This is a genomic window from Pseudomonas sp. TAE6080 (assembly GCF_018732265.1).
GTDB lineage: Bacteria > Pseudomonadota > Gammaproteobacteria > Pseudomonadales > Pseudomonadaceae > Aquipseudomonas > Aquipseudomonas brenneri.
Window position 1 is genome coordinate 97,557 of record NZ_JAHIDY010000004.1, and the last position, 26,831, is coordinate 124,387.

The 26,831-nt window shown below is 61.5% G+C and carries 23 protein-coding genes, 4 tRNA genes and 1 pseudogene; 20 read left to right on the forward strand and 8 right to left on the reverse strand.

Annotation, left to right across the window (positions count from 1 at the left end; genetic code table 11):
- Positions 1-112 precede the first annotated feature (112 nt).
- Genes KL786_RS05105 through KL786_RS05115 form a run of 3 tightly spaced genes read right to left on the reverse strand, consistent with a single transcriptional unit; the run spans position 113 to position 5,065 of the window.
- Complete coding sequence (locus KL786_RS05105) at positions 113-2,014, reverse strand: ATP-binding protein (protein ID WP_215516968.1); 1,902 nt, start codon at positions 2,012-2,014, stop codon at positions 113-115.
- Positions 2,011-2,922 carry an ABC transporter substrate-binding protein gene (locus KL786_RS05110; RefSeq protein WP_502937843.1) on the reverse strand — a complete coding sequence of 304 codons (912 nt, stop codon included), beginning with the start codon at positions 2,920-2,922 and terminating at the stop codon, positions 2,011-2,013. Before KL786_RS05110 ends, KL786_RS05105 begins: the two co-directional genes overlap by 4 nt.
- 22 nt (positions 2,923-2,944) lie before the next feature.
- A complete protein-coding gene (locus KL786_RS05115; RefSeq protein WP_215516980.1) occupies positions 2,945-5,065 on the reverse strand; it encodes a TonB-dependent receptor plug domain-containing protein in 2,121 nt (706 codons plus the stop codon).
- Positions 5,066-5,260: 195 nt separating this feature from the next.
- Between KL786_RS05115 and KL786_RS05120 the strand changes: the two genes are divergently transcribed.
- The 10 genes from KL786_RS05120 (at position 5,261) to pyrF (ending at position 14,189) form a co-directional block, all read left to right on the forward strand.
- A complete protein-coding gene (locus KL786_RS05120; RefSeq protein WP_215516970.1) occupies positions 5,261-6,286 on the forward strand; it encodes an NAD(P)H-dependent glycerol-3-phosphate dehydrogenase in 1,026 nt (341 codons plus the stop codon).
- A gap of 10 nt (positions 6,287-6,296) precedes the next feature.
- Entirely contained in the window at positions 6,297-6,644 is a 348-nt protein-coding gene (locus KL786_RS05125; protein WP_090290685.1) for a DUF4389 domain-containing protein, read from the forward strand.
- The gene (gene sixA / locus KL786_RS05130) at positions 6,641-7,090 is read left to right on the forward strand and encodes a phosphohistidine phosphatase SixA (RefSeq protein WP_215516971.1); all 450 of its coding nucleotides are present in this window, start codon (positions 6,641-6,643) and stop codon (positions 7,088-7,090) included. The genes KL786_RS05125 and sixA overlap by 4 nt, the downstream gene beginning before the upstream one ends.
- Before the next feature lie 256 nt (positions 7,091-7,346).
- Complete coding sequence (locus tag KL786_RS05135; RefSeq protein WP_215516972.1) at positions 7,347-9,014, forward strand: AMP-binding protein; 1,668 nt, start codon at positions 7,347-7,349, stop codon at positions 9,012-9,014.
- Positions 9,015-9,044: 30 nt separating this feature from the next.
- A complete protein-coding gene (locus KL786_RS05140) occupies positions 9,045-9,488 on the forward strand; it encodes a hotdog fold thioesterase (protein ID WP_065943518.1) in 444 nt (147 codons plus the stop codon).
- Positions 9,489-9,585: 97 nt separating this feature from the next.
- Complete coding sequence (locus KL786_RS05145) at positions 9,586-10,389, forward strand: alpha/beta fold hydrolase (protein ID WP_032859223.1); 804 nt, start codon at positions 9,586-9,588, stop codon at positions 10,387-10,389.
- Positions 10,386-11,240, forward strand: a complete 855-nt coding sequence (locus KL786_RS05150; protein ID WP_032859224.1) for an alpha/beta hydrolase — start codon at positions 10,386-10,388, stop codon at positions 11,238-11,240. Before KL786_RS05145 ends, KL786_RS05150 begins: the two co-directional genes overlap by 4 nt.
- 102 nt (positions 11,241-11,342) lie before the next feature.
- Positions 11,343-12,161, forward strand: a complete 819-nt coding sequence (locus KL786_RS05155; RefSeq protein ID WP_032859226.1) for a DUF4892 domain-containing protein — start codon at positions 11,343-11,345, stop codon at positions 12,159-12,161.
- 72 nt (positions 12,162-12,233) lie between these two features.
- Entirely contained in the window at positions 12,234-13,295 is a 1,062-nt protein-coding gene (locus KL786_RS05160; protein ID WP_070995387.1) for an AI-2E family transporter, read from the forward strand.
- Positions 13,296-13,490: 195 nt separating this feature from the next.
- Entirely contained in the window at positions 13,491-14,189 is a 699-nt protein-coding gene (gene pyrF / locus KL786_RS05165; protein WP_038447139.1) for an orotidine-5'-phosphate decarboxylase, read from the forward strand.
- A 119-nt stretch (positions 14,190-14,308) separates the two neighbouring features.
- Here pyrF and KL786_RS05170 read toward each other — a convergent pair whose 3' ends face one another.
- Positions 14,309-15,316 (reverse strand): NADP-dependent oxidoreductase, encoded by a 1,008-nt coding sequence (locus KL786_RS05170; protein WP_215516973.1) that lies wholly within the window; start codon positions 15,314-15,316, stop codon positions 14,309-14,311.
- Positions 15,317-15,542: 226 nt separating this feature from the next.
- On the opposite strand from KL786_RS05170, the gene KL786_RS05175 reads away from it, so the two are divergent.
- The 4 genes and pseudogenes from KL786_RS05175 (at position 15,543) to KL786_RS30055 (ending at position 19,989) form a co-directional block, all read left to right on the forward strand.
- Positions 15,543-16,304: an SDR family oxidoreductase gene (locus KL786_RS05175; protein ID WP_215516974.1), complete on the forward strand. Its 762-nt coding sequence runs from the start codon at positions 15,543-15,545 to the stop codon at positions 16,302-16,304.
- A gap of 205 nt (positions 16,305-16,509) precedes the next feature.
- Complete coding sequence (locus KL786_RS05180; RefSeq protein ID WP_215516975.1) at positions 16,510-17,934, forward strand: aminotransferase-like domain-containing protein; 1,425 nt, start codon at positions 16,510-16,512, stop codon at positions 17,932-17,934.
- A gap of 969 nt (positions 17,935-18,903) precedes the next feature.
- A pseudogene (locus KL786_RS30050) lies at positions 18,904-19,128 on the forward strand (HAMP domain-containing protein); the annotation flags it as partial.
- Between the two features lie 18 nt (positions 19,129-19,146).
- Complete coding sequence (locus tag KL786_RS30055) at positions 19,147-19,989, forward strand: methyl-accepting chemotaxis protein (protein WP_502937844.1); 843 nt, start codon at positions 19,147-19,149, stop codon at positions 19,987-19,989.
- On the opposite strand, the gene KL786_RS05190 is transcribed toward KL786_RS30055, so the two are convergent.
- On the reverse strand, positions 19,990-20,802 hold the full coding sequence (locus KL786_RS05190) for an alpha/beta fold hydrolase (RefSeq protein WP_215516977.1): 813 nt from the start codon (positions 20,800-20,802) through the stop codon (positions 19,990-19,992).
- A gap of 119 nt (positions 20,803-20,921) precedes the next feature.
- Positions 20,922-21,692, reverse strand: coding sequence for a hypothetical protein (locus KL786_RS05195; RefSeq protein ID WP_076964840.1), 771 nt, complete (start codon positions 21,690-21,692; stop codon positions 20,922-20,924).
- 358 nt (positions 21,693-22,050) lie between these two features.
- Between KL786_RS05195 and KL786_RS05200 the strand changes: the two genes are divergently transcribed.
- The 5 genes from KL786_RS05200 (at position 22,051) to KL786_RS05220 (ending at position 24,634) form a co-directional block, all read left to right on the forward strand.
- Positions 22,051-22,126 (forward strand) — tRNA-Glu (locus KL786_RS05200).
- 2 nt (positions 22,127-22,128) lie between these two features.
- A tRNA-Gly gene (locus KL786_RS05205) sits at positions 22,129-22,204 on the forward strand.
- Positions 22,205-22,309: 105 nt separating this feature from the next.
- A tRNA-Glu gene (locus KL786_RS05210) sits at positions 22,310-22,385 on the forward strand.
- Positions 22,386-22,388: 3 nt separating this feature from the next.
- Positions 22,389-22,464, forward strand: a tRNA-Gly gene (locus KL786_RS05215).
- Positions 22,465-22,690: 226 nt separating this feature from the next.
- Positions 22,691-24,634: a tyrosine-type recombinase/integrase gene (locus KL786_RS05220; RefSeq protein ID WP_009459572.1), complete on the forward strand. Its 1,944-nt coding sequence runs from the start codon at positions 22,691-22,693 to the stop codon at positions 24,632-24,634.
- 37 nt (positions 24,635-24,671) lie between these two features.
- On the opposite strand, the gene KL786_RS05225 is transcribed toward KL786_RS05220, so the two are convergent.
- Together KL786_RS05225 and KL786_RS05230 are read right to left on the reverse strand one after the other, a co-directional pair.
- Positions 24,672-25,640: a Dyp-type peroxidase gene (locus KL786_RS05225; RefSeq protein ID WP_009459580.1), complete on the reverse strand. Its 969-nt coding sequence runs from the start codon at positions 25,638-25,640 to the stop codon at positions 24,672-24,674.
- Between the two features lie 118 nt (positions 25,641-25,758).
- Positions 25,759-26,574, reverse strand: a complete 816-nt coding sequence (locus KL786_RS05230; RefSeq protein ID WP_023095485.1) for a substrate-binding domain-containing protein — start codon at positions 26,572-26,574, stop codon at positions 25,759-25,761.
- Between KL786_RS05230 and KL786_RS05235 the strand changes: the two genes are divergently transcribed.
- Complete coding sequence (locus tag KL786_RS05235) at positions 26,532-26,825, forward strand: helix-turn-helix domain-containing protein (protein WP_009459591.1); 294 nt, start codon at positions 26,532-26,534, stop codon at positions 26,823-26,825. The two genes, KL786_RS05230 and KL786_RS05235, sit on opposite strands and share 43 nt — an antisense overlap.
- The last annotated feature ends 6 nt before the right edge of the window (positions 26,826-26,831 follow it).

Sequence of the window (26,831 nt, forward strand, 5' to 3'; positions counted from 1 at the left end):
TACACTTGTGCACTGAAATTTTAAACCGGGCTTATTTATGGGCCCGCTCGGGTGCCTAAGACTGCCGCACTTTCGCCTTTCACGCCAGTCGCAGTTGGCTGATGATGCCCATCTAATGCACCCAGCGCTGTAGGATTTGCTGCAAATCCGTACGTTTGAACGGCTTGGCCAGGTAATCGTTCATCCCGGCGGCCAGGCACGCCTCGCGATCGCCCTGCAACGCATTGGCCGTCAGGGCAATGATCGGCAGGTCGGCGCAGCCAGGTAGCTGACGAATCTGACGGGTGGCTTCATAGCCGTCGATCACCGGCAGTCGGCAATCCATCAAAATCGCCGTGAAAATCAGGCTTTCAGCACTGCGAATCGCTTCGGCGCCATCGGTGGCGATGCTCACCTCGAACCCCAGGCTTCGCAGCATGGCCTCGACCACGGTGCGGTTGACCGGGTTGTCTTCCACCAGCAGCACATTGCGGCCGTCACCGGCGCTGGCTTTATGCGGGGTGTCCGCAGCAATCTGCGGCAGGCTTTGCTGGTAGATCGCCAGCGGGATTTCCAGGGTGAACACCGAACCCAGGCCTTCTTCGCTCTGGGCGCGCAGGGTGCCGCCCATCCGCTCGGCCAGGGTACGGGCAATCGGCAGGCCCAGGCCGGTACCTCCGTAACGCCTGGAGATAGAGCTGTCAGCCTGTTGAAAGGCGTCGAACATCAGTTCCAGGCGCTCGGCCGAAATACCAATCCCGGTGTCGCGTACCGTACAGGTGAACCACAGCAGTTCATGGTCCAGGGTTTGCCAGTTGGGCTCGACGCTGACCGTGCCCTGCTCGGTGAACTTCAGCGCATTGCCAATCAGGTTCACCAGGATCTGCCGGATCCGCGTCGGATCGCCCTGCACGCGCAACGCTTCCATGCCCGGCGGGATTGGCAACTCCAGGACCAATCCGCGCTGTATGGCGCTGTGCTGAAACGCCTGGGCACAGCTGTTGATCAGGTCCACCAGATTGAACGGAATATGTTCCAGCTCCAGGGCCGAGCGTTCGATCCGCGAGAAGTCGAGGATATCGTTGATGACTTTGAGCAGGTGTTCGGTTGACTCCGAGGCCAGTGCGGCGTACTCGGTCTGTTCGTCGGTCATGGAGGTGGTTTCGAGCAGTTGCAGCATGCCCAGTACGCCATTCATCGGCGTGCGCAGTTCGTGGCTCATCATCGCCAGGAAGTCGGATTTGGCGCTGTTGGCACGCTCGGCTTCCTCGCGCGTCTGGATCAACTGGGCCATGGCTTGCTGCTGTTCGCGACTGGCGTGGTGCAAGCCTTCGGCCAGGTTGTTGATATGGCGGGACAGGTCGCCCAGTTCGGAGTCATCGACAATCGGCAGTGGGGTTTTGTAGTCGCCCCGCTGGATTGCCTTGACCGCATGCCCCATGGCACTGATCGGTTGCGACAGGCTGGCAGCCAGACGCCGCGCCAGCAGGAAGGTAAAGAGCAGGGCAAACAGCGCAAGGATCCCGGCCTTGAAGAGGATTTCCTGTTGGCGCTGGCTGAAGGCGTCGTTGGACATGCCGACGATCACCCGGCCCAGATAGTCGGCCTTGGGGGCCTTGGGTTGCGCGGTACTGTCCTGGAAAAAGTCATTGCCCAACTGGATATGTTGCAAGCGAATCGGGGCCTGGAAGATTTTTACCGACAGCGAGCGGTCGTGCTTTTCCGAGGGCTGTTCGACATAGACCAGGATGTTTTCTGCGCTGTCCTGGATTTCCAGGAAGCGCACATGCGGCGTGGCCAGGGTCGCTCGCAGCAGGCTGTCGAGCACGTCGTTGTTGCCCGAGATCACGCCATACTCGGTGGCCGGCGCCAGTTGGTTGGCGATCAACTGGCCGGTGTGGTCCAGTTCCTGGCGCAGGTCCTGGATCCGCACGAACGTAAAGAAGCTGATCAGCAGCAGCGTCAGCAACAGGGCCGGGCCCAGGGTGATGATCTGGGTTCGGGTATTGATATCCCAACGGCGACGCAAGGTCATGGGCGTTTCTCCCCTTCGGTCAATCGGGTCGCGACGGCGCTCTCGTCCACCTGTTCGATCCCCAGCGAGCGCGCCACTTGCGGGTTGCCCACGACTTTGAAGTGTTCCGGGTACAGCGAGCGCGGCCAGCCGGCCGGCGGGTGATCGAGCAGGCGGTTGAGCACATCCAGCCAATCGGCCTGGTCGCTGTAGGTACTGGCCAGGCTGCCGGCCCGCACGAAACCGGCGTTGGGCCCGATCAGCGGCAATTGCCTGGCGTAGCTGCTCAACAGCAGGTTTTTCACGGTCTTCGGGTTGTATAGCTGTGGATCATCCAGGCCCAGTAACACATCGCTGCTTTTAAACAGGCTGAGCAGGGGGCGACTGTCATTAATGTTGTCCCAGGGCTGGGCGACGATTTCCAGGCCCAGGGCCGTGGCATGCTGGCGCAGTTCCGGCAGCAGGAACTCGCTGTCGTTGCCGTACAACACGCCAATGCGCTGGGCCTGGGGCAAGATATTGGCGATCAGGCGTAACTGCCGGTCCAGGGGCGGGTCGCTCCACAGCAGGCTGATCTTGCCGGGCACATGGTTGCCCAGGCGTTGGCGGGCTTGCAGGCGGCTGATGCGCAGCACCAGCGTCGCCGGGCCCTGGGTGTCCTGCAGGCGCCAGTCGAGGCTGGGCAGGTCCAGCAGGATCAGACGGGTGCTGGCCGGCAATTGACCGGGGGCGGGCATGTCTTGCAGCGCCTTGAAGGTGACCTCATCAACGGGGCGTTGCACGCGCAGGGCCTGGGCAAAGGCCTGCACGCCAGGGCTGTCTTGGGCGGCGGTCAGCAGGATTTCGGCGCTCCACGCGGGCATGGCCAATGCCAGGCTGGCGAGCAGCAGGCAGCGGCGCCAGAACCTGGCGCCGGGAAGGGCGGTCATCCTTGACTGGGCAGGGGTCATGTCAGAACTCTAACTCCGCGCTGAAGTAGAGCACATGGCGTTGGTCGTAGTTGTTGTCGATCTGGGTAGTGGGCTGGTTATCGAGGCGTTGTTGCAGCATGCCGGCCAGCTCCAGGTTGGCCTTGCCCAGGGCGATGCGCTTGGCGACCCGCATATCGACCCGTTCAAAGCGATATTGGTTAAGTGCATCGTCCCCATAATAGAACAACGCGCTGGACCAGCCGTGTCCCCATTCGCGCATCCAGCCGGCTGAGCCGCTGTTGCGCGCGGTCTGTCGTTGGTCCAGCGGGTTGCTGGCGCTGGCATCGACGTAAGCATAGGTCAGGCGCAGCCGGTCAGCGCTACTGACGTGCCAGTCCAGCTGGGTTTCGGCGCCGGCAAAGCGTGAGCGGTTACTGTTGCTGGCAATGTACTGGTTATTGCGCAAGGGCTCGCTGATCATGCCGGTGATTTCGTCATAGAACAGCTTGATGTCGAGGTTCAGCCCGCTATCGGCAAAAAAGCCGTTGTAGCCCAGTTCCCGGGAGCGCATCAGTTCCTTGTCGAGGTTGCCCGGGCCGCGGGTCTTGACGAAATACTGGCCGGTTGTCTGCCCGTAGGCGGGGGAGCTGAGGCCAGTGACCCGGTAGCTCCAGTTGACGTTGTTCTCGAACATGTCCGGCGAGCGGATCGCTTCGGAGTACACCGCGCGCAAGCCGTGGCGCGGGTTGATCAGGTAGTTGACCGCAACCCTGGGGGTGAGCGAGTTACCGCTCAAGTGGGTGTTTTCGTACATCGCCCCGCCCTGCAACAACCAGTGTTCGCTGGCCCGCCATTCCAGATGGCCGAACAGGCGCCAGGTGGTGTCGTCCAGGGTGCCGTTGAAATAGGTGTCAGAGTCGGCGCGGTCGTAGCGGTAATTCATCCCACTGACCAGTCGCAGGCTGTCGGACAGGCTCAGGGTGTCTTGTACTTCGAGGTCGTAGCGGCTTTCCTTGGTGCTCTGGTCGATATTGCCGCAGACGCTTTCCTTGCCGCCGTTATTCCATTGCTTCAGGACTTCTTCGGCCAGCGCCTGCTCGGCGGCAGAGCCTGGCGGTGGGCTGCCGTTTTCATAGTCCTTCATGTGCCGCGCCAACTGCTCGGCGTAGTTGGGGTTCATCTGCCACAGTTGCGTCAGCTGCGGGCTGAACGACACCTTGGCGTCGCAGGCTTTCCAGACCTGCCGGCGGTCCCATTGTTGCGCCGAACCCTGGATATACAGGCTGTGATCGGGGTTGAAGTCGAAGTTCCAGCGCAGGGATGCAGCGTAGTCCTTGGCGGTGACGTCGGAGTCGGTACCACCGTCGGTAATCCCGGCGAACACAGGCTTGTAGGTGTATGGCCGCTGATTGGTCCCTTCCTTGGCATTGAGTTGCCAGTCGATGCTCTGCTGCTGGTTCAGCGTCTGGCTGACCGCCAGGCTGAAGCGGCTGAGCCGCCGGCTGTCGCGGTAGTCGGCGCCGACCCGGTCACTGTCAAAGCCATCATCCTGTTGCCCGGACAGCGACAGTCGCAGGTTGCCGGTGTCCCAGCCCAGGCCCTGGCTGGCATACCAGTCGTTTATCCCGCGCTCGCCCCGGGTCATTTTCATCCGGGTACCCAGGCTGTTGGCCGGCGAGCGAGTGAGGATATTGACCACCGCCATCAGCGCATTGGCGCCATAGCTGACGGTATTGGGGCCACGGAACACTTCGATCCGCTCGATATCTTCCATGGCGACTGGAATGTCGCTCCAGTCCACGGTGGCCAGGCCGGCGCGGTACACCGAGCGGCCATCGATCAGCACTTGCATGCGCCGCGCCTCGTTGGCGCTGGTGCCGTGGTAGTTGACGGCGGCCTGGTTGCCCGAGGTGTAGCCCACCATCATCCCCGGCACCAGGCGCAGCAATTCGGCAATATCGCGTGCACCACTGGCCTTGATCAATTCGCTGTCGATCACCGTCATGCTGCCAGGCACGGCGGCGGCCGACTGCTTGAGCCGGGTTGCCGTCAGGACTTGGGGCAGCGGCTGGTTGTCGAGGAACAAATCGTCGGCCAGCAACGGCGTACTGACCAGCAGCGCCAGCAACAGAGATGAACGAGGAGGAGGGCCCAAATACACGGCACGGCCTTGATAATTGCGGATAGCCGACCATGTTAACTGAGGCGAGCGCTTTTGCCAGTCGGCGCTATCGCAATTACTGTGGTCCATTCGGCCATTTTCCGACAATCGCGGGAAATCACAGAAGGGCTGGTCGCCGTCAGGTCGGCCCGTATAATGCCGCCATCGCCACTGGTATGGATTAACGGATTGCATATGACTGAACAGCGCCCAATTGCGGTCCTGGGAGGCGGAAGTTTTGGTACCGCCGTGGCTAATCTACTGGCTGAAAACGGCCATCAGGTGCGCCAGTGGATGCGCGATCCCGAACAGGCCGAGGCCATCCGGGTCAACCGCGAAAACCCCCGTTACCTCAAGGGCATCAAGATTCATGCGGCGGTCACGCCGGTCACCGACCTGCAGGCCACCCTGGATGACTGCGACCTGTGCTTTGTCGCGCTGCCCTCCAGCGCCCTGCGCACGGTACTGGCACCCCATGCCGAGCGGCTGGCGGGCAAGATGCTGGTCAGCCTGACCAAAGGCATCGAAGCCCAGACCTTCAAGCTGATGAGCGAAATCCTTGAGGAAATCGCGCCCCAGGCCCGTATCGGTGTGCTTTCCGGGCCGAACCTGGCACGCGAAGTGGCCGAGCATGCCTTGACCGCGACCGTGGTCGCCAGTGAAGACGAGGTTCTGTGCGAGCGGGTGCAGGCGGTGCTGCATGGCCGTACCTTCCGGGTCTACGCCAGTGCCGACCGCTTTGGCGTGGAACTGGGCGGCGCGTTGAAAAACGTCTACGCCATCATCGCCGGCATGGCCGTGGCCCTGGGCATGGGGGAAAACACCAAGAGCATGCTGATCACTCGCGCTCTGGCGGAAATGACCCGCTTTGCGGTCAACCAGGGCGCCAACCCCATGACCTTCCTCGGCCTGGCCGGGGTCGGTGACCTGATCGTCACCTGTTCGTCACCCAAAAGCCGCAACTATCAGGTGGGTTTCGCCCTGGGCCAGGGCCTGAGCCTGGAAGACGCCGTCACCCGCCTCGGTGAAGTGGCCGAAGGGGTCAATACCCTCAAAGTACTGAAGGCCAAGGCCCAGGAAACCGGGGTCTATATGCCGTTGGTCGCCGGCCTGCACGCGATCCTGTTCGAAGGGCGCACCTTGAACCAGGTCATCGAGTTGCTGATGAGGGCCGAACCCAAGACCGATGTCGACTTTATTTCCACCAGTGGTTTCAACTGAGGAACGCGCGATGAACGATCCGAAAACAGCACCCAAGTATGAATCCATCGGCCTGCGCATCCTGTGGATGCTGGTGTTTGCCCTGGTATGGCAAGTGGCCCAGTTCCTCCTCGGGGCGTTGGTGGTGGTGCAGTTGATCTACCGCCTGATCTACGGCGCGCCGAACCTGGGCCTGATGAACTTTGGCGACAGCCTCAGCCAGTTCCTCGCCCAGGTTGGCCGTTTTGGCAGCTTCCACAGCGAGCAGAAACCCTGGCCCTTCGCCGACTGGCCAACCCCGCGCGCGCCGGAAGGCGAGGCCGCCCACAGCGTGCCGCCGGCCCCGCACCCGGTGCGTGATGAAGAGCCCAAGCTATGAAACTGTGGGTATTGCGTCACGGTGAAGCCGAGTCCCATGCGCCGAGCGATGCCCAGCGCAACCTGACCGAGCGTGGTCGCCAGGAGGTGTTGCACAGCGCTGCCCACCTGATCGGCGCTGACATCAAGGCCATCATCGCCAGCCCCTACGTGCGGGCGCAGCAGACCGCGCAACTGGTGCGTGAGGCGTTGGGCTTTGCTCCTGAAATTCGCACGGCTGCGTGGCTGACGCCAGACGGCAATCCGTTGCAAGTGCTGGAGAAACTCGACACCGATGACAATGTGCTGCTGGTCAGCCATCAACCCTTGGTGGGCAACCTGATCAGCTTTTTGCAGCACGGTCACCAGCGCCAGCCCCAGCCGATGCCCACCGCCAGCCTGGCGGAGTTGGAAGGGGACTTTCCGTTGGCGGGGTTGATGAGCCTCAATAGCGTCAAAAAACCCTGATTTTTCAGGCACAACGCAATCAAACGGTGGGAGCGGGCTTGCTCGCGAAAGCGGAGTGTCAGCCAATACATTCATTGACTGATGCACCGCTTTCGCGAGCAAGCCCGCTCCCACACAAGCCCTTTCCCAAATAAGTCTTTCCCACCGTTTGATTGTGTTATGCCTGCAAGGAACTTGCAGTGCTTCTTTGTGCATGGAATAGTCCACCAAGCAAGTGCTTGGTTGGCTGCCATCTGAACACACAGGAGCGCGTCCCATGTCTGTCGCTTTTCGTTTGCCGCTGCAGGTCTTCTTTGAACGTGAGGCGCGCCATCCGCGCCAGCGCTTCCTGGTCCAGCCCATTGGCGGCGGCGAGGTGCAGACCCTCACCTGGGGCGAGGTCGGCCATCAGGCACGTTGCGCTGCCCATTGGCTGCGCGCCCGTGACCTGCCCCAGGGCTCGCACATTGCCCTGATCTCGAAAAACTGCGCGCACTGGATCATCGCCGACCTGGCGATCTGGATGGCCGGGCATGTCTCGGTGCCGCTGTATCCCAACCTTACCGCCGACTCCGTGGCCCATGTGCTGGAGCACTCCGAGGCGGCGTTGGTGTTTATCGGCAAGCTCGACGACTGGCCGGCCATGGCCCCGGGCGTCAAGGCCGGGCTTGCGACCATCAGTCTGCCGCTGTGCCCCGAGGGCCGGTTCGATTTCACCTGGGCCGACCTGCAGGCCTGCTCGCCGATCCAGGATGACCCTGCGCCGGCGGCCACAGATCTGGCCACCATCATCTACACCTCCGGCACCACCGGCTTGCCTAAAGGCGTGATGCACACCTTCGGCGGCCTGGGGTTTGCGGCGACCCGCGGCACCGAGCTGTTTGGCCTGGGGGAGGGCGACCGCCTGCTGTCCTACCTGCCGCTGTGCCATGTGGCCGAGCGCATGTTTGTCGAAATGGCCTCGATCTACACCGGGCAAACCGTGTTTTTTGCCGAAAGCCTCGACACGTTCCTCACCGATCTCCAGCGTGCCCGGCCCACGGCCTTGTTTGGCGTGCCGCGGATCTGGACCAAGTTCCAGATGGGCGTCTACGCAAAAATCCCGGAAAAACGCCTGGAATGGCTCTTGCGTCTGCCGTTTATCGGCAAGCGGGTCGGTCACAAGGTCCTCGCCGGCCTTGGGCTGGACGCGGTGCGGGTGGCCCTGTCCGGCGCCGCGCCGGTGCCCGAGGCGCTGCTGCGCTGGTACCTGCGCCTGGGCCTGGATGTGCTGGAGGTATATGGCATGACCGAAAGCTGTGGTTATTCCCATGTCTGTCGCCCCGGCCAGCAGAAGATCGGCTGGATCGGCCTGGCGTGCCCGGACGTGGAGGTGCGCATTGATCTGGCCGGCGAAGTCCAGGTGCGCAGCGGCGCGACTATGCTCGGCTATTTCAAGGACCCGCAGAAAACCGCCGAGACCCTCACCGAGGACGGTTTCCTGCGCACAGGTGACAAGGGCGAGCAGGATGGCGAAGGCCGCTTGCGCCTGACCGGGCGTCTCAAGGAAATCTTCAAGACCAGCAAGGGCAAGTACGTCGCCCCGGCGCCCATCGAAAACCGCCTGGCGGAGCATGGGCGCATCGAACAGGTGTGCGTGGTCGGTGATGGCTTGAGCGCACCGATGGGCTTGTGCGTACTGTCTGCGGTGGGCCTGCAGGAGGCCGCCAGCGAGGCCCGGCATTCATTGCACGGCAGCCTGGAGCGCTTGCTGGAGGAGGTCAACCAGGTGCTGGATAAACATGAGCGCTTGCGTCAACTGGTGGTAGTGAAAGACAGTTGGGCGGTGGAAAACGGCTTTCTGACGCCGACCCTGAAGATCAAGCGCAACGTCATCGAGTCAACCTACGGCCCACAGTTCCAGGCCTGGAGCGCGCGCTCCGAGGCCGTGCTGTGGCAGGATTGAGCATTCAATAAAATCAATAAGGACACTGCAATGAGCCTGTGGCGCACCGTTCCCAACATCGAGCAAATCAATGCCAGGCAGAAAAACACCATTGGTGAAGTGCTGGATATCCGCTTCGAGAGCTTCGACGACGAATCCCTGACCGCGAGCATGGTGGTCGACCATCGCACCCATCAACCCTATGGGCTGCTGCACGGCGGGGCCTCGGTGGTGCTGGCCGAAACAGTGGGCTCCGTGGCCAGCTACCTGTGCATCGACGCCAGCAAGTTCTATTGCGTGGGTCTGGAAATCAATGCCAACCACCTGCGCGGCCTGCGTTCCGGGCGGGTGACGGCGGTGGCCCGGGCGATCCATATCGGGCGCACCACTCATGTCTGGGATATTCGCCTGACCAGCGACGAGGGCAAGGCCAGTTGCGTATCGCGCCTGACCATGGCCGTGGTGCCCTTGGGCGAAAACCCGCCGGCGCGATAGGTGTGGCGTGAGTGTCATCATTCCTGGCAGTTACAGTCATTGCTGTGGCGGCCGGGCATGGGGACAATCGATTTCTGTTTTGGATGATGGGCTGGTTATGTCGCAACATGTGTTTTTCACTCATGCCAATGGCTTCCCTTCGGCGACCTACGGCAAATTGTTCGACGCCCTGGCGCCGGAGTACGCGGTGGCGCACCTGTCGCAGCACGGTCACGATCCGCGGTTTCCGGTGGACGATAATTGGCAGAACCTGGTGGATGAACTGATCCACCACCTGGAGCAGCAACCGGAGCCGGTGTGGGGCGTGGGCCATTCACTGGGTGGGGTGTTGCATTTGCACGCGGCCCTGCGCTGCCCGCAGTTGTATCGCGGGGTGGTAATGCTCGACTCGCCGGTGCTGACCCTTGCCGACCGCTGGGTGATCCGCGCGGCCAAGCGTTTTGGCTTGATTGATCGCCTGACGCCTGCTGGCCGTACCCTGGGCCGGCGCGAAGAGTTCTCTGACCTGGACGCCGCCCGCCAATATTTTTCCGGCAAGACGCTGTTTCGCGGGTTTGACCCCGAATGCCTGGAAGCCTACCTGCAACACGGCTTGCACCAGGTCGGCGATCGCCTGCGCCTGCGGTTCGACCCGGCAACCGAAATCAGTATTTACCGGGGCGTGCCGCATACCAGCCCTGGCCAGACCCGCCAACTGAAAGTGCCGCTGGCCGTGGTGCGCGGTCGGCAGAGCCGGGTAGTGATGCGCCACCACGCCAGCGGCGTCGCGCGCCTGCCCATGGGCGAGATGCTGACCATGCCCGGCGGCCACATGTTCCCCCTTGAGCGTCCGCAGGACACGGCGGCCTTGATCAAGAACCTGTTTACCCGCTGGGAAGCCCGCGAGCGCAGTTGCGCATGACCACACCCGTCGAAGAAGTACGCCTGAGCCTGCCGCATATCGAGCTGGCGGCCCACCTGTTCGGCCCGGAAGATGGCCTGCCGGTGATAGCCCTGCATGGCTGGCTGGACAACGCCAACAGTTTTGCGCGCCTGGCGCCCAAACTGCAGGGCTTGCGCATTGTCGCCCTGGACATGGCCGGTCACGGCCACTCGGCCCACCGCCCGGCTGGCGCCGGTTATGCTGTGTGGGATTACGTGTTTGATGTGTTGCAAGTGGCCGAGCAACTGGGCTGGAAACGTTTTGCATTACTTGGCCACTCCCTCGGCGCGATTGTCTCCACGGTGTTGGCCGGGGCTTTGCCAGAGCGTGTGACGCACTTGGGGTTGATCGACGGTGTGATTCCGCCGACTGCCACCGGCGAGAACGCCGCCGAGCGCCTGGGCATGGCCTTGCAGGCGCAAATCAATCTGCAAGACAAGCGCAAGCCGGTGTACAGCACCCTCGACCGAGCCGTGGAGGCGCGGATGAAAGGCGTGGTCGCCGTCAGCCGCGAAGCCGCGGAACTCCTGGCCCAGCGGGGCTTGATGCCGGTGCCGGGTGGTTATACCTGGCGCAGCGACAGTCGCCTGACCCTGGCATCCCCGATGCGCCTGACGGAAGAACAGGCCATGGCCTTCGTGCGTCGGGTGGCGTGTCCTACGCAGTTGGTCGTTGCGCAAGAGGGCATGCTGGCCAAGCATCCCGAGCTGCTTGCGCAGCTTCCTTTCACTGTAACCACCCTTGCAGGTGGCCATCATTTGCACCTGAACGACGAGTCGGGGGCTGCTCTTGTTGCAGACTGTTTCAATCGGTTCTTCACCGCGCCTTGACTTGACGGGGTCAACTGTCGAGGCTGGGCGGATTGAAAGGGAGTCAACCATGAACAATCCGAATACCGCGAAGGCATCCACCGGCCAAGGCGCACCGATCCGATGAGTAGTGCCAAGGGAGTTATCCGTGTACTTGGGCTGTGCTGTATCAGCCCGTTGGTCTTCGCTGCCGATGTACCAGGCAGCCAGGATTTGCCCAGCGTAGTCCGTCAGGTGGATGCGCAGATTGTCGACTACCGGCCCGCCGAAGAAAAAGAACGCATCTACCCCATGGGCGCGATCCGCAAGATCAGCGGCCAGTTGCGTTACGAAGGCCAGGCCACGGCGCGTGGCCAAGTGACAGCCATTACCTATGAGTTGCCCGCCGAACACAGTTCCAGCGCGGCCTTCAAATCCACGCGTGAGGCATTGCAAGAGCAGGGTGCGCAGTTGCTGTTCTGGTGCCAGGCCCGCGATTGTGGCGAAAGCAGCCTGTGGGCCAATGAAGTGCTGGGCAATGCCAAGCTGGTCGGCGCCGATGGCCAGCAGGAATTCCTGTTGCTGCGCCTCGCAGCCCCTCAGGACAATTCCCTGGTGGCGCTGTACGGCATCACTCGCGGCAATCGTCGGGCTTACCTGCATGTCGAGCAAATGGACGCCAGTGCGCCACTGGGGCAATTGCTGCCGACCTCGGCCACGCTGCTGCGCGAATTGAAAAGCACCGGCGACCTGGACTTCCCCTTGTTGGGCACTGAGCCCGACACAACGTGGTTGACCCTGATTTCCCGTGGATTGAACCTCGATACCACCTTGCGGGTCAGTTTGAGCGGGCCCAACGCCGAAGCCTGGCGCCAGGGCCTGATCGACAAGGGCGTACGCGCGGCGCGATTGGAAACCGGCACTGGAGAAGCCAAGGGCCTGCATCTGCAAGTGATCCGCTGATCGCTCCAGGGCGAACGGACCCGTGCCGTTCGCCTAAGCTCTTGCTCTACAAACTTCTTTTCGAGAAACCACATGCTCAACAATGATCGCCTGCTGGTGCAGATCCTGCTCCTGGTGCTGTTCGGTGCCAGTTTCTGGGTGATGGCGCCGTTCTGGTCGGCGCTGTTCTGGGGCGCGGTGCTGGCATTTGCCAGTTGGCCGCTGATGCGCCTGTTGACCCGCGCCCTGGGCGGCCGCGAATCCCTGGCGGCCGGAATCCTGACCTTGGGCTGGATGTTATTGGTGGCGGTGCCGCTGGTGTGGTTGGGCTTCAACCTGGCCGACCATGTACGTGACGCCGTGGCGCTGATCAAGGATGTGCAGGTCGATGGCTTGCCCGAAGCACCGACGTGGCTGGGTTCGATCCCCTTTGTCGGGGAACGACTGGTTGGCATGTGGGACAGCATCGACCAGCAGGGCGCGGCCTTGATGGTCACAATCAAGCCGTACCTGGGGCAGGTCGGCAACTGGTTGCTGGCCCGTAGCGCACAGATTGGCGGCGGCATCCTGGAACTGACCCTGAGCCTGGTGTTTGTATTCTTTTTCTACCGCGACGGGCCGCGCCTGGCGATGTTCGTTCACCGCCTGCTGGAGCGCTTGATCGGTGAACGTGCCGGTTACTACATCGACCTGGTGGCCGGCACTGTACAGCGGGTGGTCAACGGTGTGATCGGCACTGCCGCCGCCCAGGCACTGTTGGCACTGATCGGCTTCCTGATCGCCGGAGTGCCCGGGGCGCTGGTACTGGGTATCGTCACCTTCCTGCTGAGCCTGATCCCCATGGGACCGCCGCTCGTCTGGATCCCGGCCACCGCCTGGCTGGTGTGGAAGGGCGATTACACCTACGCGGTATTCCTTGGCGTCTGGGGCACGTTCATCATCAGCGGCGTGGACAACGTACTCAAACCGTACCTGATCAGCCGCGGCGGCAACCTGCCGTTGGTGATCGTGTTGCTGGGGGTGTTTGGTGGGTTGATCGCGTTTGGTTTTATCGGCTTGTTTATCGGGCCGACATTGTTGGCAGTGGCGTACAGCCTGTTGACGGATTGGAGTGCGAGCCAGGCGCAGGTGCGCCGGGAAGACAAGGTGGGCTGATCCCCTGTAGGAGCCGGCTTGCCGGCGATGATGGCCTTGAGGCTTGCGGTGAACGAATGTATCGGCTTTGAAATATTAGCCGGTTCTCCCCGTTAAATGAGCGCTTGCCGAGGATTTACCGATCATCGGATCCCGCAAAGCCGCTGCTTGCGCTACAATCCGCGCCGATTTCGACTTGCCTGAGAGCCCATTCCAATGTCCGTCTGCCAGACTCCTATCATCGTCGCCCTGGATTACCCCACCCGTGACGCCGCACTGAAGCTGGCTGACCAGTTGGACCCCAAGCTTTGCCGGGTCAAGGTTGGCAAGGAACTGTTCACCAGTTGCGCCGCAGAAATCGTCGGCACCTTGCGTGACAAGGGCTTCGAAGTATTTCTCGACCTGAAATTCCACGATATTCCCAACACCACTGCGATGGCGGTCAAGGCTGCTGCCGAAATGGGCGTGTGGATGGTCAACGTCCATTGTTCCGGTGGCCTGCGCATGATGGCCGCGTGCCGTGAAGTGCTGGAGCAACGCAGCGGTCCCAAGCCGTTGTTGATCGGTGTGACCGTGCTGACCAGCATGGAGCGTGAAGACCTGGCCGGCATTGGCCTGGATATCGAACCTCAGGAGCAGGTGTTGCGCCTGGCGGCCCTGGCGCAGAAGGCCGGCCTCGATGGTTTGGTCTGTTCGGCGCTGGAAGCCCAGGCGTTGAAGACCGCCCATCCGGCGCTGCAATTGGTGACTCCGGGGATTCGTCCAGCGGGCAGCGCCCAGGACGACCAGCGTCGTATCCTGACCCCGCGCCAGGCGTTGGATGCTGGTTCCGATTACCTGGTGATCGGTCGCCCGATCAGCCAGGCGGCTGACCCGGCCAAGGCGTTGGCGGCGGTGGTCGCCGAAATCGCCTGATGCCCTTGGGCTAAAAATGTAGGAGCTGGCGTGCCTGCGATAGCATCACCTCGGGGTTACTGAAAAACCGAGGCGTCTGCATCGCACGCAAGCCAGCTCCCACATTGGTTTGTGGTGTGTCAGTTGACCTTCAGCACCAACTTGCCAAAGTTCTCACCGTTGAACAGCTTCATCAGCGTCTCCGGGAATGTCTCCAGCCCTTCGACAATATCTTCCTTGCTCTTGAGCTTGCCCTGGGCCATCCAGCCGGCCATTTCCTGCCCGGCCGCGGCAAAGTTCGCCGCATGATCCATCACCACAAAGCCTTCCATGCGCGCCCGATTGACCAGCAGTGACAAGTAGTTGGCCGGGCCCTTCACGGCTTCCTTGTTGTTGTACTGGCTGATGGCTCCACAGATCACCACCCGCGCTTTCAACGCGAGACGGCTGAGCACGGCGTCGAGGATATCGCCGCCGACGTTATCGAAATACACATCCACGCCTTTCGGGCATTCGCGCTTGAGGGCCGTCGGCACGTCTTCGCTCTTGTAGTCGATGGCCGCGTCGAACCCCAGTTCATCCACCAGAAACTTGCACTTGTCGGCGCCGCCGGCAATTCCCACCACACGGCAGCCCTTGATCTTGGCGATCTGCCCGGCAATGCTGCCCACCGCACCGGCGGCGCCGGAGATCACCACGGTATCGCCAGCCTTGGGCGCGCCGGTGTCGAGCAGGGCGAAGTAGGCGGTCATGCCGGTCATGCCCAGTGCCGACAGATAACGCGGCAGCGGTGCCAGTTTCGGATCGACCTTGTAGAAACCACGCGGCTCGCCGAGGAAGTAATCCTGCACGCCCAGGGCACCATTGACGTAATCGCCGATCGCGAACTTCGGGTTGTTCGAGGCGATGACCTGGCCTACGCCCAGTGCACGCATGACTTCGCCGATGGCTACCGGCGGGATGTAGGACTTGCCTTCATTCATCCAGCCACGCATGGCCGGGTCGAGGGACAGGTATTCGTTGCGCACCAGCACCTGGCCGTCTGCCAGGTTGCCCACCGGCACTTCCTGATAGGTGAAGGTGTCCCGCGTGGCCGCGCCGACCGGGCGTTTGGCAAGCAGGAATTGGCGGTTGGTCTGGGCAGTCATGGCAAGGACTCTGGGTAAATGGACCTCAAGTGATAGACCTTCCAGGCCATGGGAGCAAGCTCGGCCGATCACTGCGAATGCCCGCCGATAGGCTGGGTTGATAGTGAGCCCGGCAGGCTTATCACTGCCACGCATGGGCGTCCAACCGGCCCTCTGATAGTGCTGACGCGCGGCGCTGGCTCCTGGCTATGCTGGGTCCAAAGGCATTCATCCAAGGATAATAAGCATGAGCATGACGTTTTCCGGCCAGGTTGCCCTGGTCACCGGCGCCGCCAACGGCATTGGCCGCGCCACGGCACTGGCATTTGCCCAGGAAGGCTTGAAAGTGGTGGTCGCCGACCTGGATGTGGCGGGCGGCGAAGGTACGATCGCGTTGATCCGCGAGGCAGGCGGCGAAGCGGTGTTCGTGCGCTGCAACGTCACCCTGGAGGCGGATGTACAACAACTGATGCAGCAGGTGTTGCACAGCTATGGTCGCCTGGACTATGCGTTCAACAACGCCGGCATCGAGATTGAACAGGGCAAGCTGGCTGACGGCACCCTGGACGAGTTCGACGCCATCATGGGCGTCAACGTCAAGGGCGTGTGGTTGTGCATGAAGTATCAGTTGCCGTTGCTGCTGGCCCAGGGCGGTGGGGCGATCGTCAATACCGCATCGGTGGCCGGGTTGGGGGCTGCGCCGAAGATGAGCATTTATGCAGCGTCCAAGCATGCGGTGATCGGCCTGACCAAGTCGGCGGCCATCGAGTATGCGAAAAAGAAAATCCGCGTCAACGCGGTGTGCCCGGCGGTGATTGATACGGACATGTTCCGCCGTGCCTATGAAGCCGATCCGCGCAAGGCCGAATTTGCCGCCGCCATGCATCCGGTCGGGCGTATTGGGACAGTCGGTGAGATTGCCAGCGCGGTGCTCTATCTGTGCAGCGATGGCGCTGCGTTCACCACCGGTCATGCGTTGGCCGTAGATGGTGGTGCGACGGCTATTTAGGACCTGCTGCCCTGCGCTACTGAGAAAGTGATTTCGAGTGCTGTGGGGCGTTTCCGCAGGTGGCAAGATGCCCTGGCTCATTATGTTTCAATAGGTAAATATCTCAATAAAATCAATGATTTAATAAAAATATGAACGGAGTGATCCTGACCTTCTGTGCTTAACTGTTTTGAGTTAAATGCCAAACAGTTGAAGGGGGTGGCTCATGGATTTAGGGATCAATCGACAAGCCCTTGTGCCGGTGGTTCAGCAAATTGTCAGCGCCATTGCCGCGTGGATTCGGGAGAGCGGGGTCAGCCCTGGAACGCGCCTGCCTTCCATCCGGCAACTGGCCCATGCCAACCTGCTCAGTCAATCCAGTGTGATCGAGGCCCTTGAACGCATGGTGGCCGAAGGGGTGCTGGCTTCAAGAGCCGGCTCGGGGTTTGTGATCGCGGCACAGCCGACTGCCAGCAGCTCACTGGCTGAGTGTCAGTGGTATGAGGGCGCGGAGCGCAGGTGGGGGGCCTTTACCGATAACCAGTTGGGCGAATTGAAGCTGGGGTGCGGTTGGCTGCCGGACTCCTGGCGTGAAGCGGATGACATCAGCTACGCGATTCGCGAAATCAGCCGCACCGATACCGCAGGGGTTTTCAACTACAGCACGCCCCTGGGGTTGCCGGTGTTGCGTGAACAGTTGCACAAACGCCTGGCCCAGATTCAGGTCGCCAGCAGCGCCGAACGGATCCTCACCACCCACGGTGCCAGCCATGCCCAGGACCTGTTGATACGCACCTTGCTCAAGGCCGGCGACACGGTGGTGGTTGAAACGCCTGGCTACGGCAACTTGTATCGTCAGTTGGCTTTTCATGGTGTCAGGTTGCTGGAGGTCCCCAGGACCCGCAGCGGCCCGGATATTCAAACCCTGGAAACGCTTTTGGTCAGCCACCACCCCAAGTGCCTGTTCATCAACAGCCTCTACCACAACCCGACGGGCACCAGCCTTTCACGCGGGGTGGCCGAGCGCCTGTTGCACTTGGCCAGCGCCCACGACTTCCTGATTGTCGAGGAAGATGTCTATGGCGACCTGCAACACGCTTCCTGTATCCGGCTGGCGGCGCTGGCCCATGATGATCGGGTCATCTATGTTTCAAGCTTTTCCAAGACCCTGAGCAGCGCCCTGCGGGTCGGCTATCTGACCGCCAGCACGGCGCTTATCAGCCAGGTGCTCAAGCTCAAGACCTTGACGGGCATGGGCACCTCACGCTTCGCCGAAGCCATGGTGGCCAGCCTCTTGGCCAACGGCACCTACCGTAAATGGGTGCAGCGCCTGCGCCGACGGTTGAGCGCGGAGATGGCGAAGACCTTGCAGGTGCTGGAGGACGAAGAGTGGGAAGTCTTTGCAGTGCCAGCGGGTGGCATGTTTGTTTGGGCGCGCCCAGGGCCAGGGGGTGGCTCAAGGTTGCACGCACGGGCCCGACAGCTTGGGGTCTTGCTGTCTTCCGGGGAGCTGTTCAGCCCGACTGGCGAGCATGCTGACTGGCTACGGATCAATGTGGCCTACGCCTGTGATCATCGGGCCTTGGCGTTGTTCAAGGCCATGGGGCCTGCTGGATCGACCTCCACCATTCTGAAAACGACGGGTATGTAGCTTTTTGCCATTATTGTGCTGGCAATGACTTGTGCTCCGGGGGGTGTCGTTGCGAATCTCGTTGCATGCAAACCCGGCCTGCCGGGATTCGCCACGCCAAGAGGGTTAAGCGTAATGATTTCGGCCGTGCAACGACGATTTGCCAACCTTGGGCTGGCCCGGAAACTGGCGCTGGGCTTTGCCCTGGTCTTGCTGTTGACTGCCTTGGTGGCGGCGATTGGCGTGTGGTCCCTGCAAAGCGTTGGCCAGCGTTTTGTGGGGCTCAAGGGTATGTCCTCGCTCAATCAGGGGCTGCTGAACGTGCGCTTGATCGAGCAGGAGTATGCGTTGCGCACCGATGCCAAGTCGGTCGAGACCCTGCATGAACGGGTCGACAGCCTGGTGGCCGAAGCCCTGGCACTCGACATGACCGAGGTCGAGCAGGCGTTGGGTGCCTATCGCAAGGCGTTTGACGAGTTTGTCGAGCTGACCCAGGCCAAGGAACTGGCACTGGAAATGGCCAGTTGGTCGGTGTCCAGCGTCGCCAATAACCTTGATGTCTTGCAGGCCGGCCTGGCCGACGACGGGGCCTATGGCCTCAAGGAAAGCCAGGGCAGGGAGGGCGGCGAGTTTATCGAGCAGGCCGGGCAGGTGGGGCAGGTCTCGCGCCTGATGTTGCAAGCCATGAATGAAGCGCGGGTGCGCCTGGATCAAAGCCGCAAGGGTGATGAGGACAGTGCCGGGCAAGGCCGCATCGAGCAGGCTGACCAGGCCCTGGCCCAGGCCGAGCAACTGAAGACCCTGGTCAAGGACCCTGGCTATCAGACCGTGCTCAATGAGGTGGTTGGGCATATCGGCGCCTTCAGCGAAAAACTCACCGAATACACCGGCCTGCTGGCCCAGGAGAAAATCGTCTACCAGCAGTTGCATGAACGGGCGGCGCAGGTGGTGTCACAGGTCAACCAGGCCTATGCGGCGCAGGACCAGTCGATGCAGGCGCAGTTGGTCAAGAGCAGCTTGCTGATCATTGTTTCATCGGCCCTGGCCTTGTTGGTGGGGGTGATTGCGGCCTGGGTGATTACCCGCTTGATCGTCATGCCGCTGCGCAGCGTGATTGCCGTGGCCCGGCAGATTGCCGCAGGGGATCTCAGCGGGCGCATGGAGGTGAGCCGACAGGACGAGATGGGCCAATTGATGCAGGCGATGCAGCAGATGGGCGGTGGGCTGAGCAGCATGGTCAGCGGGTTGCAGGCTGGGATTGAGCAGTTGGCCAGCTCGGCCCAGTCGCTGTCCAGCGTGACCGAGCAGACGAATATCGAAGTCAGCAGCCAGAAAGAAGAGACTGAGCAAGTCGCCACCGCCATGAACCAGATGGCCGCCACGGTGCACGATGTGGCTCGCAATGCCGAGCAGGCCGCGCAAGCGGCACAGACCGCCGACGATAAAGTCGACAGCGGCCAGCAGGTGGTACGCCAGAGCTTGCAGCGCATCGAGTTGCTGGCCAGTTCGGCGACATCCGCCAGCACCAGCATCGAGAGCCTGAGTGCCGAGATCCAGAACATCGGCAGCGTGTTGGAGGTGATCAAAAGCGTCGCCGAGCAGACCAACCTGCTGGCGCTCAACGCGGCCATCGAGGCGGCACGCGCTGGCGAGCAGGGGCGAGGTTTCGCGGTGGTCGCCGATGAAGTGCGCGCATTGGCCAGGCGCACCCAGCAATCGACGGAGGAAATCGAACGTCTGGTCAGCACCTTGCGCAGTGCTGCGCAGTCTTCAGTGCGGGATATCCAGCACAGCGGCGAGTTGGTGAAGCTGGCCGTCAGCGATGCCCTGGAAACCGAAAGCGCCTTGGGCAGCATTGCGGTGGCGGTCTCGCAGATTCAGCAGATGAACCAACAGATCGCGGCGGCGGCCGAGCAGCAGAGTTCGGTGGCCGAAGAGATCAACCGTAGCGTCACCAGCATTCGCACGAGTGCCGATCAATCGGCGCTGAGCATGCAGGGCAACGCTGCATCGAGTGTCGAGCTGGCGCAGTTGGGCGCGCAGCTCAAGGGCATGGTGGGGCACTTTCGCCTGTGATCAGGTGTGAGTGGCCAGGAAGGTCAGCAGCGCCCCGTTGACGAACTCGGGGTTTTCCCTGCTGGAGATATGCCCGGCGTCCGGGATCAACACCCATGGGCAGCCGATCAGTCCGGCCATTTCCTTGGTTTCTGCAGGTGGGCGCGGCTGGTCCTCGTTGCCGCACATCACCAGCGTGGTGTCGGCAGGCAGGCGGCACAACCCTTCCAGCGCATCCTCGCGACCGAAGATCAGGCGGCCGAGGGGAACAATGCTGTCGAGTAGGCGCTCCCTGGGGAATTCGCGCAGGGACTGACGGAAGTCCTGATACAGCGCGCAGGTGGGGTCGATGCCGGGACGAAAGAAGATCGGCACGATGATATCCAGCAGCGGCTCGGGGATAGCGCCAGCGGCCTCGATTGCATTGAGCAGGGCGAAGTATTTTTCGCGGGTCGCGTCGGGCTCTGCGCCCAGGTAAGTGTCCATCAGCACCAGGCTGTTGAGCCGCTCGGGTGCCAGTAGCGCCAGCGGGGCGCTCCACATGCCGCCTACCGATAAACCGACCAGGTTGACCTTGGCGATGTTCAGATGGTCCAGCAGTGACAGCATCTGGCGCGCCAGATCGTTCATGGAGCGGGTCTGGGATGGCAGTGGCCCTGATTTACCGTGGCCCCACAACTCGGGAACAATCACCCGGTAGTGTTGTGACAGGGCTTCGATCTGCGGCGCCCACATCTGGTGGTCCCACAGGTAGCTCTGCCCAAGCAGGACCACCGGGCCGCAGCCTTGGTCCACGTAGTGCAAGGGTTGATCATCAATGACGACAATAGGCATAGCGGGCCTCGTTCGTTAAAAGAAGCGCTCTTTTCTACGCGAATTACAGGGGCGGCGATAGGTGCAGAATGATGGCAACGGATGCAGAAAATGCACCCGTCAGTCCAGTGCAGGAGGGATCAATCGTAGATGACTTTCTTTTTCCATTCGGCATCCGCGTCATCGGCTTTCAAGCCTTCGGTCAGCTCATTGACCTCTTCTGCGGTTTGCTGGCTGTTGGTCAGCACCATGGAGTTGGCGCGTGCCAATTGTTTCTCCAAAAGTTGCAAGTGCTGGCTGTAGGTCGCCGGTTCAGGCTGCTTGCGCAGGTACTGCACGCCGCGTTCGAACGCCAGGCGTGCCTGGCCGGGTTGTGCCTGTTGCAGGGCGTGCTGGCCCAGATTGTTGAAAAACTCGATATGCAGCAGCACCAGCAGGTGGCGGATTTCACGGATCCAGTGCTTGGCCTCATTAGTCGGCAAAAAGCCGTCCTGGGCGGCACGGGTGACTTGACCGTGCAGCGCTTCCAATAAGAAGCGCACATCCTTGGCCTTGGCTTCGGTCTGGATCGGCCCCGGCGGGTTGTTCACCGGAATCGATTCGCCCTGGCCAACCAGTGCTTCCAGTTCGGCAATACGCGCCTTGATGGTTGCGCTGGATTTGTTGAGGTGGAGCATACGTTGGTTGACGTTCAGTTCCAGGCGGGTCAGCAGCAGTTTGAGCTGCGGTGTCATCAATTGACCGGGGAACGTCTCGGTGATCTCTCCGCAGCGCCGCAGCCGGTCGTTGAGTTCAATCTGGGCCCGGGCCTTTTCCAGTTTGTTGTTTTCCACCACATGGTTCATGTAGCCAATGGCGATCAGTATTACGATCCCGGCTATTACCAGCAGGGTGATCATGAGTGGTGTCACCGGTGTGACCTCTTTATGGGATGTGCGTTGAAGTGTAGTGATTGGCGCATGCGGCGGATAGGACTCTTCGACGAGATGAGTCAGTGCTTTCCTCTATATAGATAGGCTTTGTCTGAGTAGATGCACATTGCCATCATTTGCCGGCGGGGACTATAACGTCTTGTCGGGCGCCAGAATATAGGCGTCAAAGCCTGGACAGCGAGAAACCCTGGCGGTGCTTGTAAAGCAGGGCGAAGTCATTGATTTAAATAAATTTATCCTTGGGGGTTGACGACCTTTCAATCCATCCATAGAATGCGCGCCACTTACAGCGTAAAGCACACAGCGAAACGCGGTAGGGAGTGAATGTTGTACGTGTGTCCCCTTCGTCTAGTGGCCTAGGACACCGCCCTTTCACGGCGGTAACAGGGGTTCGAGTCCCCTAGGGGACGCCATTGCGGGAATAGCTCAGTTGGTAGAGCACGACCTTGCCAAGGTCGGGGTCGCGAGTTCGAGTCTCGTTTCCCGCTCCATTTTTAAACAGTGTGGCTTTCGGGCGGCACTGAGTGAAACCAGGACCAAGTCTTCGGACAAGGCCTCTGGGCACTGGAATACACACCATGTGTTTCAGTTAGCGTGTCCCCTTCGTCTAGTGGCCTAGGACACCGCCCTTTCACGGCGGTAACAGGGGTTCGAGTCCCCTAGGGGACGCCATTTGCGGGAATAGCTCAGTTGGTAGAGCACGACCTTGCCAAGGTCGGGGTCGCGAGTTCGAGTCTCGTTTCCCGCTCCAAATTTTGATCCACAGACTTCTACTGGGGTCTGTAGGTCATTGAAAAAAGGAGCTTCGGCTCCTTTTTTCATTCCAGCGAGTGCCACGGAAATCCACCCACAGCTACCGTTTTTGAGTGACCAAATAAGGCACAAGAATACGGGTGGGGCGGCTACCGGATAGTTGCTGGGGCTGAGCGGGAACCATGACGAGCATAGGGCCTAAGTCATTACTTAGGAGTCTCGAAATGGCGCTCTCTGATCTGACCGTCCGGCAGGCGAAGACCACCGGAAAACGCTACACCCTCTCCGACAACGACTGCCTGGGCCTGATGGTCTCAGCCGCAGGCGGCAAGTCATGGCAATTCCGCTACTACTGGCTGGGCAAGCAAAAGCGCCTGTGCCTGGGCGGCTATCCTGCCCTCAGCCTGCGTGAAGCCCGGACCGAGCGAGACAAGGCCCAGGCCCTGCTTGCCAGGGGGATCGATCCCCAGGTCGAGCGCGACCAGAAACGGCACGCGGCCAAGCTGGCGGGCGAATACACCTTCAAGACCGTCTTCGATGCTTGGGTCGAGCATCGCCGTAAGGAACTCAAGGAAGGCCGTCAGAGCACGCTTTCCCAGATCCTGCGCATCTTTAACAAAGACGTGCTGCCCACTCTGGGGAAGATGTCGATCTATGACATTCGCCGCCCTCAGCTTCTGGGCGTCCTGGCGGCGATCGAGAAGCGCAAGGCGTTCACTACTGCGGAAAAGGTCCGCACCTGGTTCAACCAGATGTTCCGTTATGCCCTGGTCATCGCCGAGGGGCTGGAGGTCAACCCGGCCGCAGACCTGGACGTGGTAGCCGAACCCAAGCCCCCGGTAGCCCACAACCCCTACTTGCACCTGCCCGAGATGCCCGAGTTCCTCCAGAAGCTCCGGCTCTACAACCCCCGTGGCTGGCAGACCCAGCTTGGCGTCCGGCTGCTGTTCCTGACCGGGGTGCGCACCGGCGAACTGCGGTTGGCCGAACCCGAACAGTTCGACCTCGACAGGGGCTTGTGGATCATCCCGCCGCAGATCGTCAAGCAGCTCCAGGATGAAATGCGCAAGGCAGGGAAGCGGCCGCAGGATGTGCCCCCCTATATCGTGCCGCTATCCCTGCAGGCCATCGAGATCGTGCGCTATCTTCTGGGGGTGATGCGGCCGGCGCAGAGGTACCTGCTGTCACACCGCAGCGAACTCAAGAAGCGCATCAGCGAGAACACCCTCAACAAGGCCGTGCAGCTCATGGGCTATGAGGGGCGCCTGACCGGCCACGGCATCCGCGGCACCATCTCGACGGCGCTCAACGAGATTGGCTACCCGAAGATTTGGGTGGACGCGCAGCTTTCCCATTCCGACCCCAATAAGGTGAGTTCGTCCTACAACCACGCCAAGTACGTTGAGCCGCGCCGTCGGATGATGCAGGACTGGGCCGATCGGCTCGACCTGCTCGAACAGGGCGAAGTGGAAGCCGCGAGCGCGCACCTGACCATCCGTATCGACGGGGTGCCGGCAATGGCAGAAGTGGAGGAAACGATGGATGCGACCCTCACGATGGCCGAGCCCACTCCTCCCGGCGTCCCGCCCGTCGTGGCCACGCCTATTGTCGTAACCCCGAGCAGCGGCGGGATCACGTTCCAGCGGCTGTCTCAGGTGCCGCCGCCTCCGACGCATGCCCCAGAGCCGGAAGTGTCCGCGATCCAGCGCGAGCGCGAGGAAATGCTGACCATCTACGAGTCTCCAAGCAGCTTGCCGGTCCCGCTGTTCGGCAAGCTGGCTGGAAAGTCCAAGGACCAGATCAACCGCGAACTGAAAGCGGGCAAGTTGCTGTCCATCAGTTTGGGTAATCGGGGGCAGCGTGTTCCCGATTGGCAACTGGTGCCGCTCAAGCACAAGCTGGCCCAGGTGCTCATGAACCAGTGCCTGCACGCGGATTCGTGGGATCTGTACCGCATGCTGACCCAGCCGCACCCTGACCTGGGGGACCGCGCGGCCATTGATGCGGTCACGCCGACCAACGTGCCGGCGATCATCCGGGTCATCATGGGCGACTACCAGCACCATGCGGATATGCCCGAGGCCATTGCCCCTTACCCCATCCCCGAGGATGTGCGGCAAAGCGTTCGTCGGCTGGTGGATAGCGCAGTAGTTCTAGACGGAGCATAGGGCTCTCAAACCTTGCAGGGGCCTTGTGGCCCCTGCATTACGCTTGCACCGCCTCCACGAGTTCGCTCAGCGTGCGCGGTGCGGGAGCGAAGAACACGGCGCCGGTGTGCGCCGTCGAGAAATCGAGCAGGCGGTCGTGCATGCCTGGCGGATCGCCGAGGAACATGCGCTCCAGCATCTTCTGCGTCACCCACAGATGCCTGGAGTAGCCGATGAAGTAGGTGCCATATTCGCCCTGGCCGGGGCGGCCGAAGGGCATGTTGTCGCGCAGGATGTCGTGCTCGGTGCCGTCGTCGTCCACGATTGTGGCGAGGGTCTTGTGCGATTTCTGGCCGCTCGTCGCGTCGGGCAATTCGACATTGCTGACGATCTCCCGGCCGATGATCCGCTCTTGCTCGTCCTTGGCGAGCCGAGCCCACGGCTGCATTTGGTGCAGATACTTCTGCACCACCAAGTAGCTACCGCCGGCGAACGCCTGATCTTCACTGCCGACCAGCGTCGAGGCGCCGATGTCGTGCCCGGTCGGGTTGGCCGTGCCATCGACAAAGCCAAGCAGGTCGCGGGAGTCGAAGTAGCGAAAACCGACCACCTCGTCGGCCACCGTCACGCTGCTGCCCAGTTGGTCCAGCAGCAGGCGCTCGAATTCAAAACAGAGATCCTCACGTTCGGCACGGATGTGAAAGAACAGGTCGCCGGGCGTGGCAGGCGCGGTGTGCTTGGCACCCTCGATGGGCACGAAGGGCCGTAGTTCCTTCGGGCGCTTCCCGGTCTGGAAACGGTCCCATAGCGCCGATCCCAGCGCAGTGATGCACGACAGCCGGCCGTTGAGATCGCGGAAGCCCACCGTTTTGATCAGGTCGTCCAGCCCGTCCAAGATGCCGGCGACCGCCTGAAGGGCCTCGTGGCCCTCGGCGACCGTCAACGTGAGAAACACCGCCGCGCGCGACAGCGGCGCATCGATGCTTTGCGAGTCAATTGGTACTCGGTCCCAACCACTTCCAACCATTCGTGCCTCCAAAGACCATGTTAATTCATCATATTGCCAAAGATGGAAGCGCTATCACTGGCGCGCTAACAGGTGCGTGCCGCGGTAATTACCCGAACGCAGCCTCGGCGAGAGCGGGCTATGGGATATTCGAGCAAGCCGCCCTATCCCTGGCAACCAGCATTGCCCTGTGCTCGAACCGCTCAGAAACAGCATTGGCTCGTCCGTGGGGCCGCTGCAGGTATGTCACGATCTCGTAGGGGCCGTCTGAAAGCGGTCGCATAGTGATCCCCCACGCATGGGCACGCTCCATGCGCGATTGCGCCGAGAGCCCCACACCGTAGCCAGCGGTGACCCAAAGCGCCATCATCTCGAACGAAGTCACATGCTGCACGCTCTGTTGGCTCAACGGAAGGGAAGACAGTCGCTGATCGAGCAGTAGGCATGCCTCCGCCGGCCAGCGAAACACCGGATAGTCCAGAAGCTCGGCAAGCGTGATCTTCGCCTGGGCAAGTAAGGGGGACCCCAGCGGCATTGCAACGGCCACGTTCTCGACCCAGAGCGGCTGGCTTTTCACGGCTGGAGCACCAGCGTTCCGAAGCGAGATTCCGGCGTCGTAGCGGCCTTCCTCAAGGCCCGTCATCAGGTCGTCGCCCGAGGTCTCAAAGAACGCGATGGTGACTTCAGGCTCCTCTGCGCGCTGAAGGGCAAGAAGCGTTATGAGGCAAGAGGATGGCACTCCAGGTGCGATAGCAAGCCTGAAATGGGAAAACTGGCTGGTGGCGTCATGCATGAGGGCCCCCAATAAGCGATCTGTCCAGAAAGGCAAACCAGCGTCGCAGTAAAGAGTGAAGTTTAACGTCGTTATCTTTAACGTGGTTAATTGTGGCAGATTGTTTGACGCTTCTGCTAATGCAGAAATCAACAATTCAGCCAGGCCGTCCTTCTGGCACATCGACGTATGAATCCGAGTCGGCGTTAGCCTTCGGACAGGCCGTGCGCGCTGCGCGCGTCGCTCAAGGAGTCGCGCAAGACGAGTTCGCATCTCGGGCAAGCATTTCGCGTTCTCACATGGGTAAGATCGAGCGTGGTGAGCACGTGCCCACGCTTCCGCTCATACTGAAAATTTCTACGGCACTCGGAATAAGCGCGGCTGACCTGATGACGGCGACCGAACGCAATCTGCGTGCCGACACCGATCCCTGAGTGTCT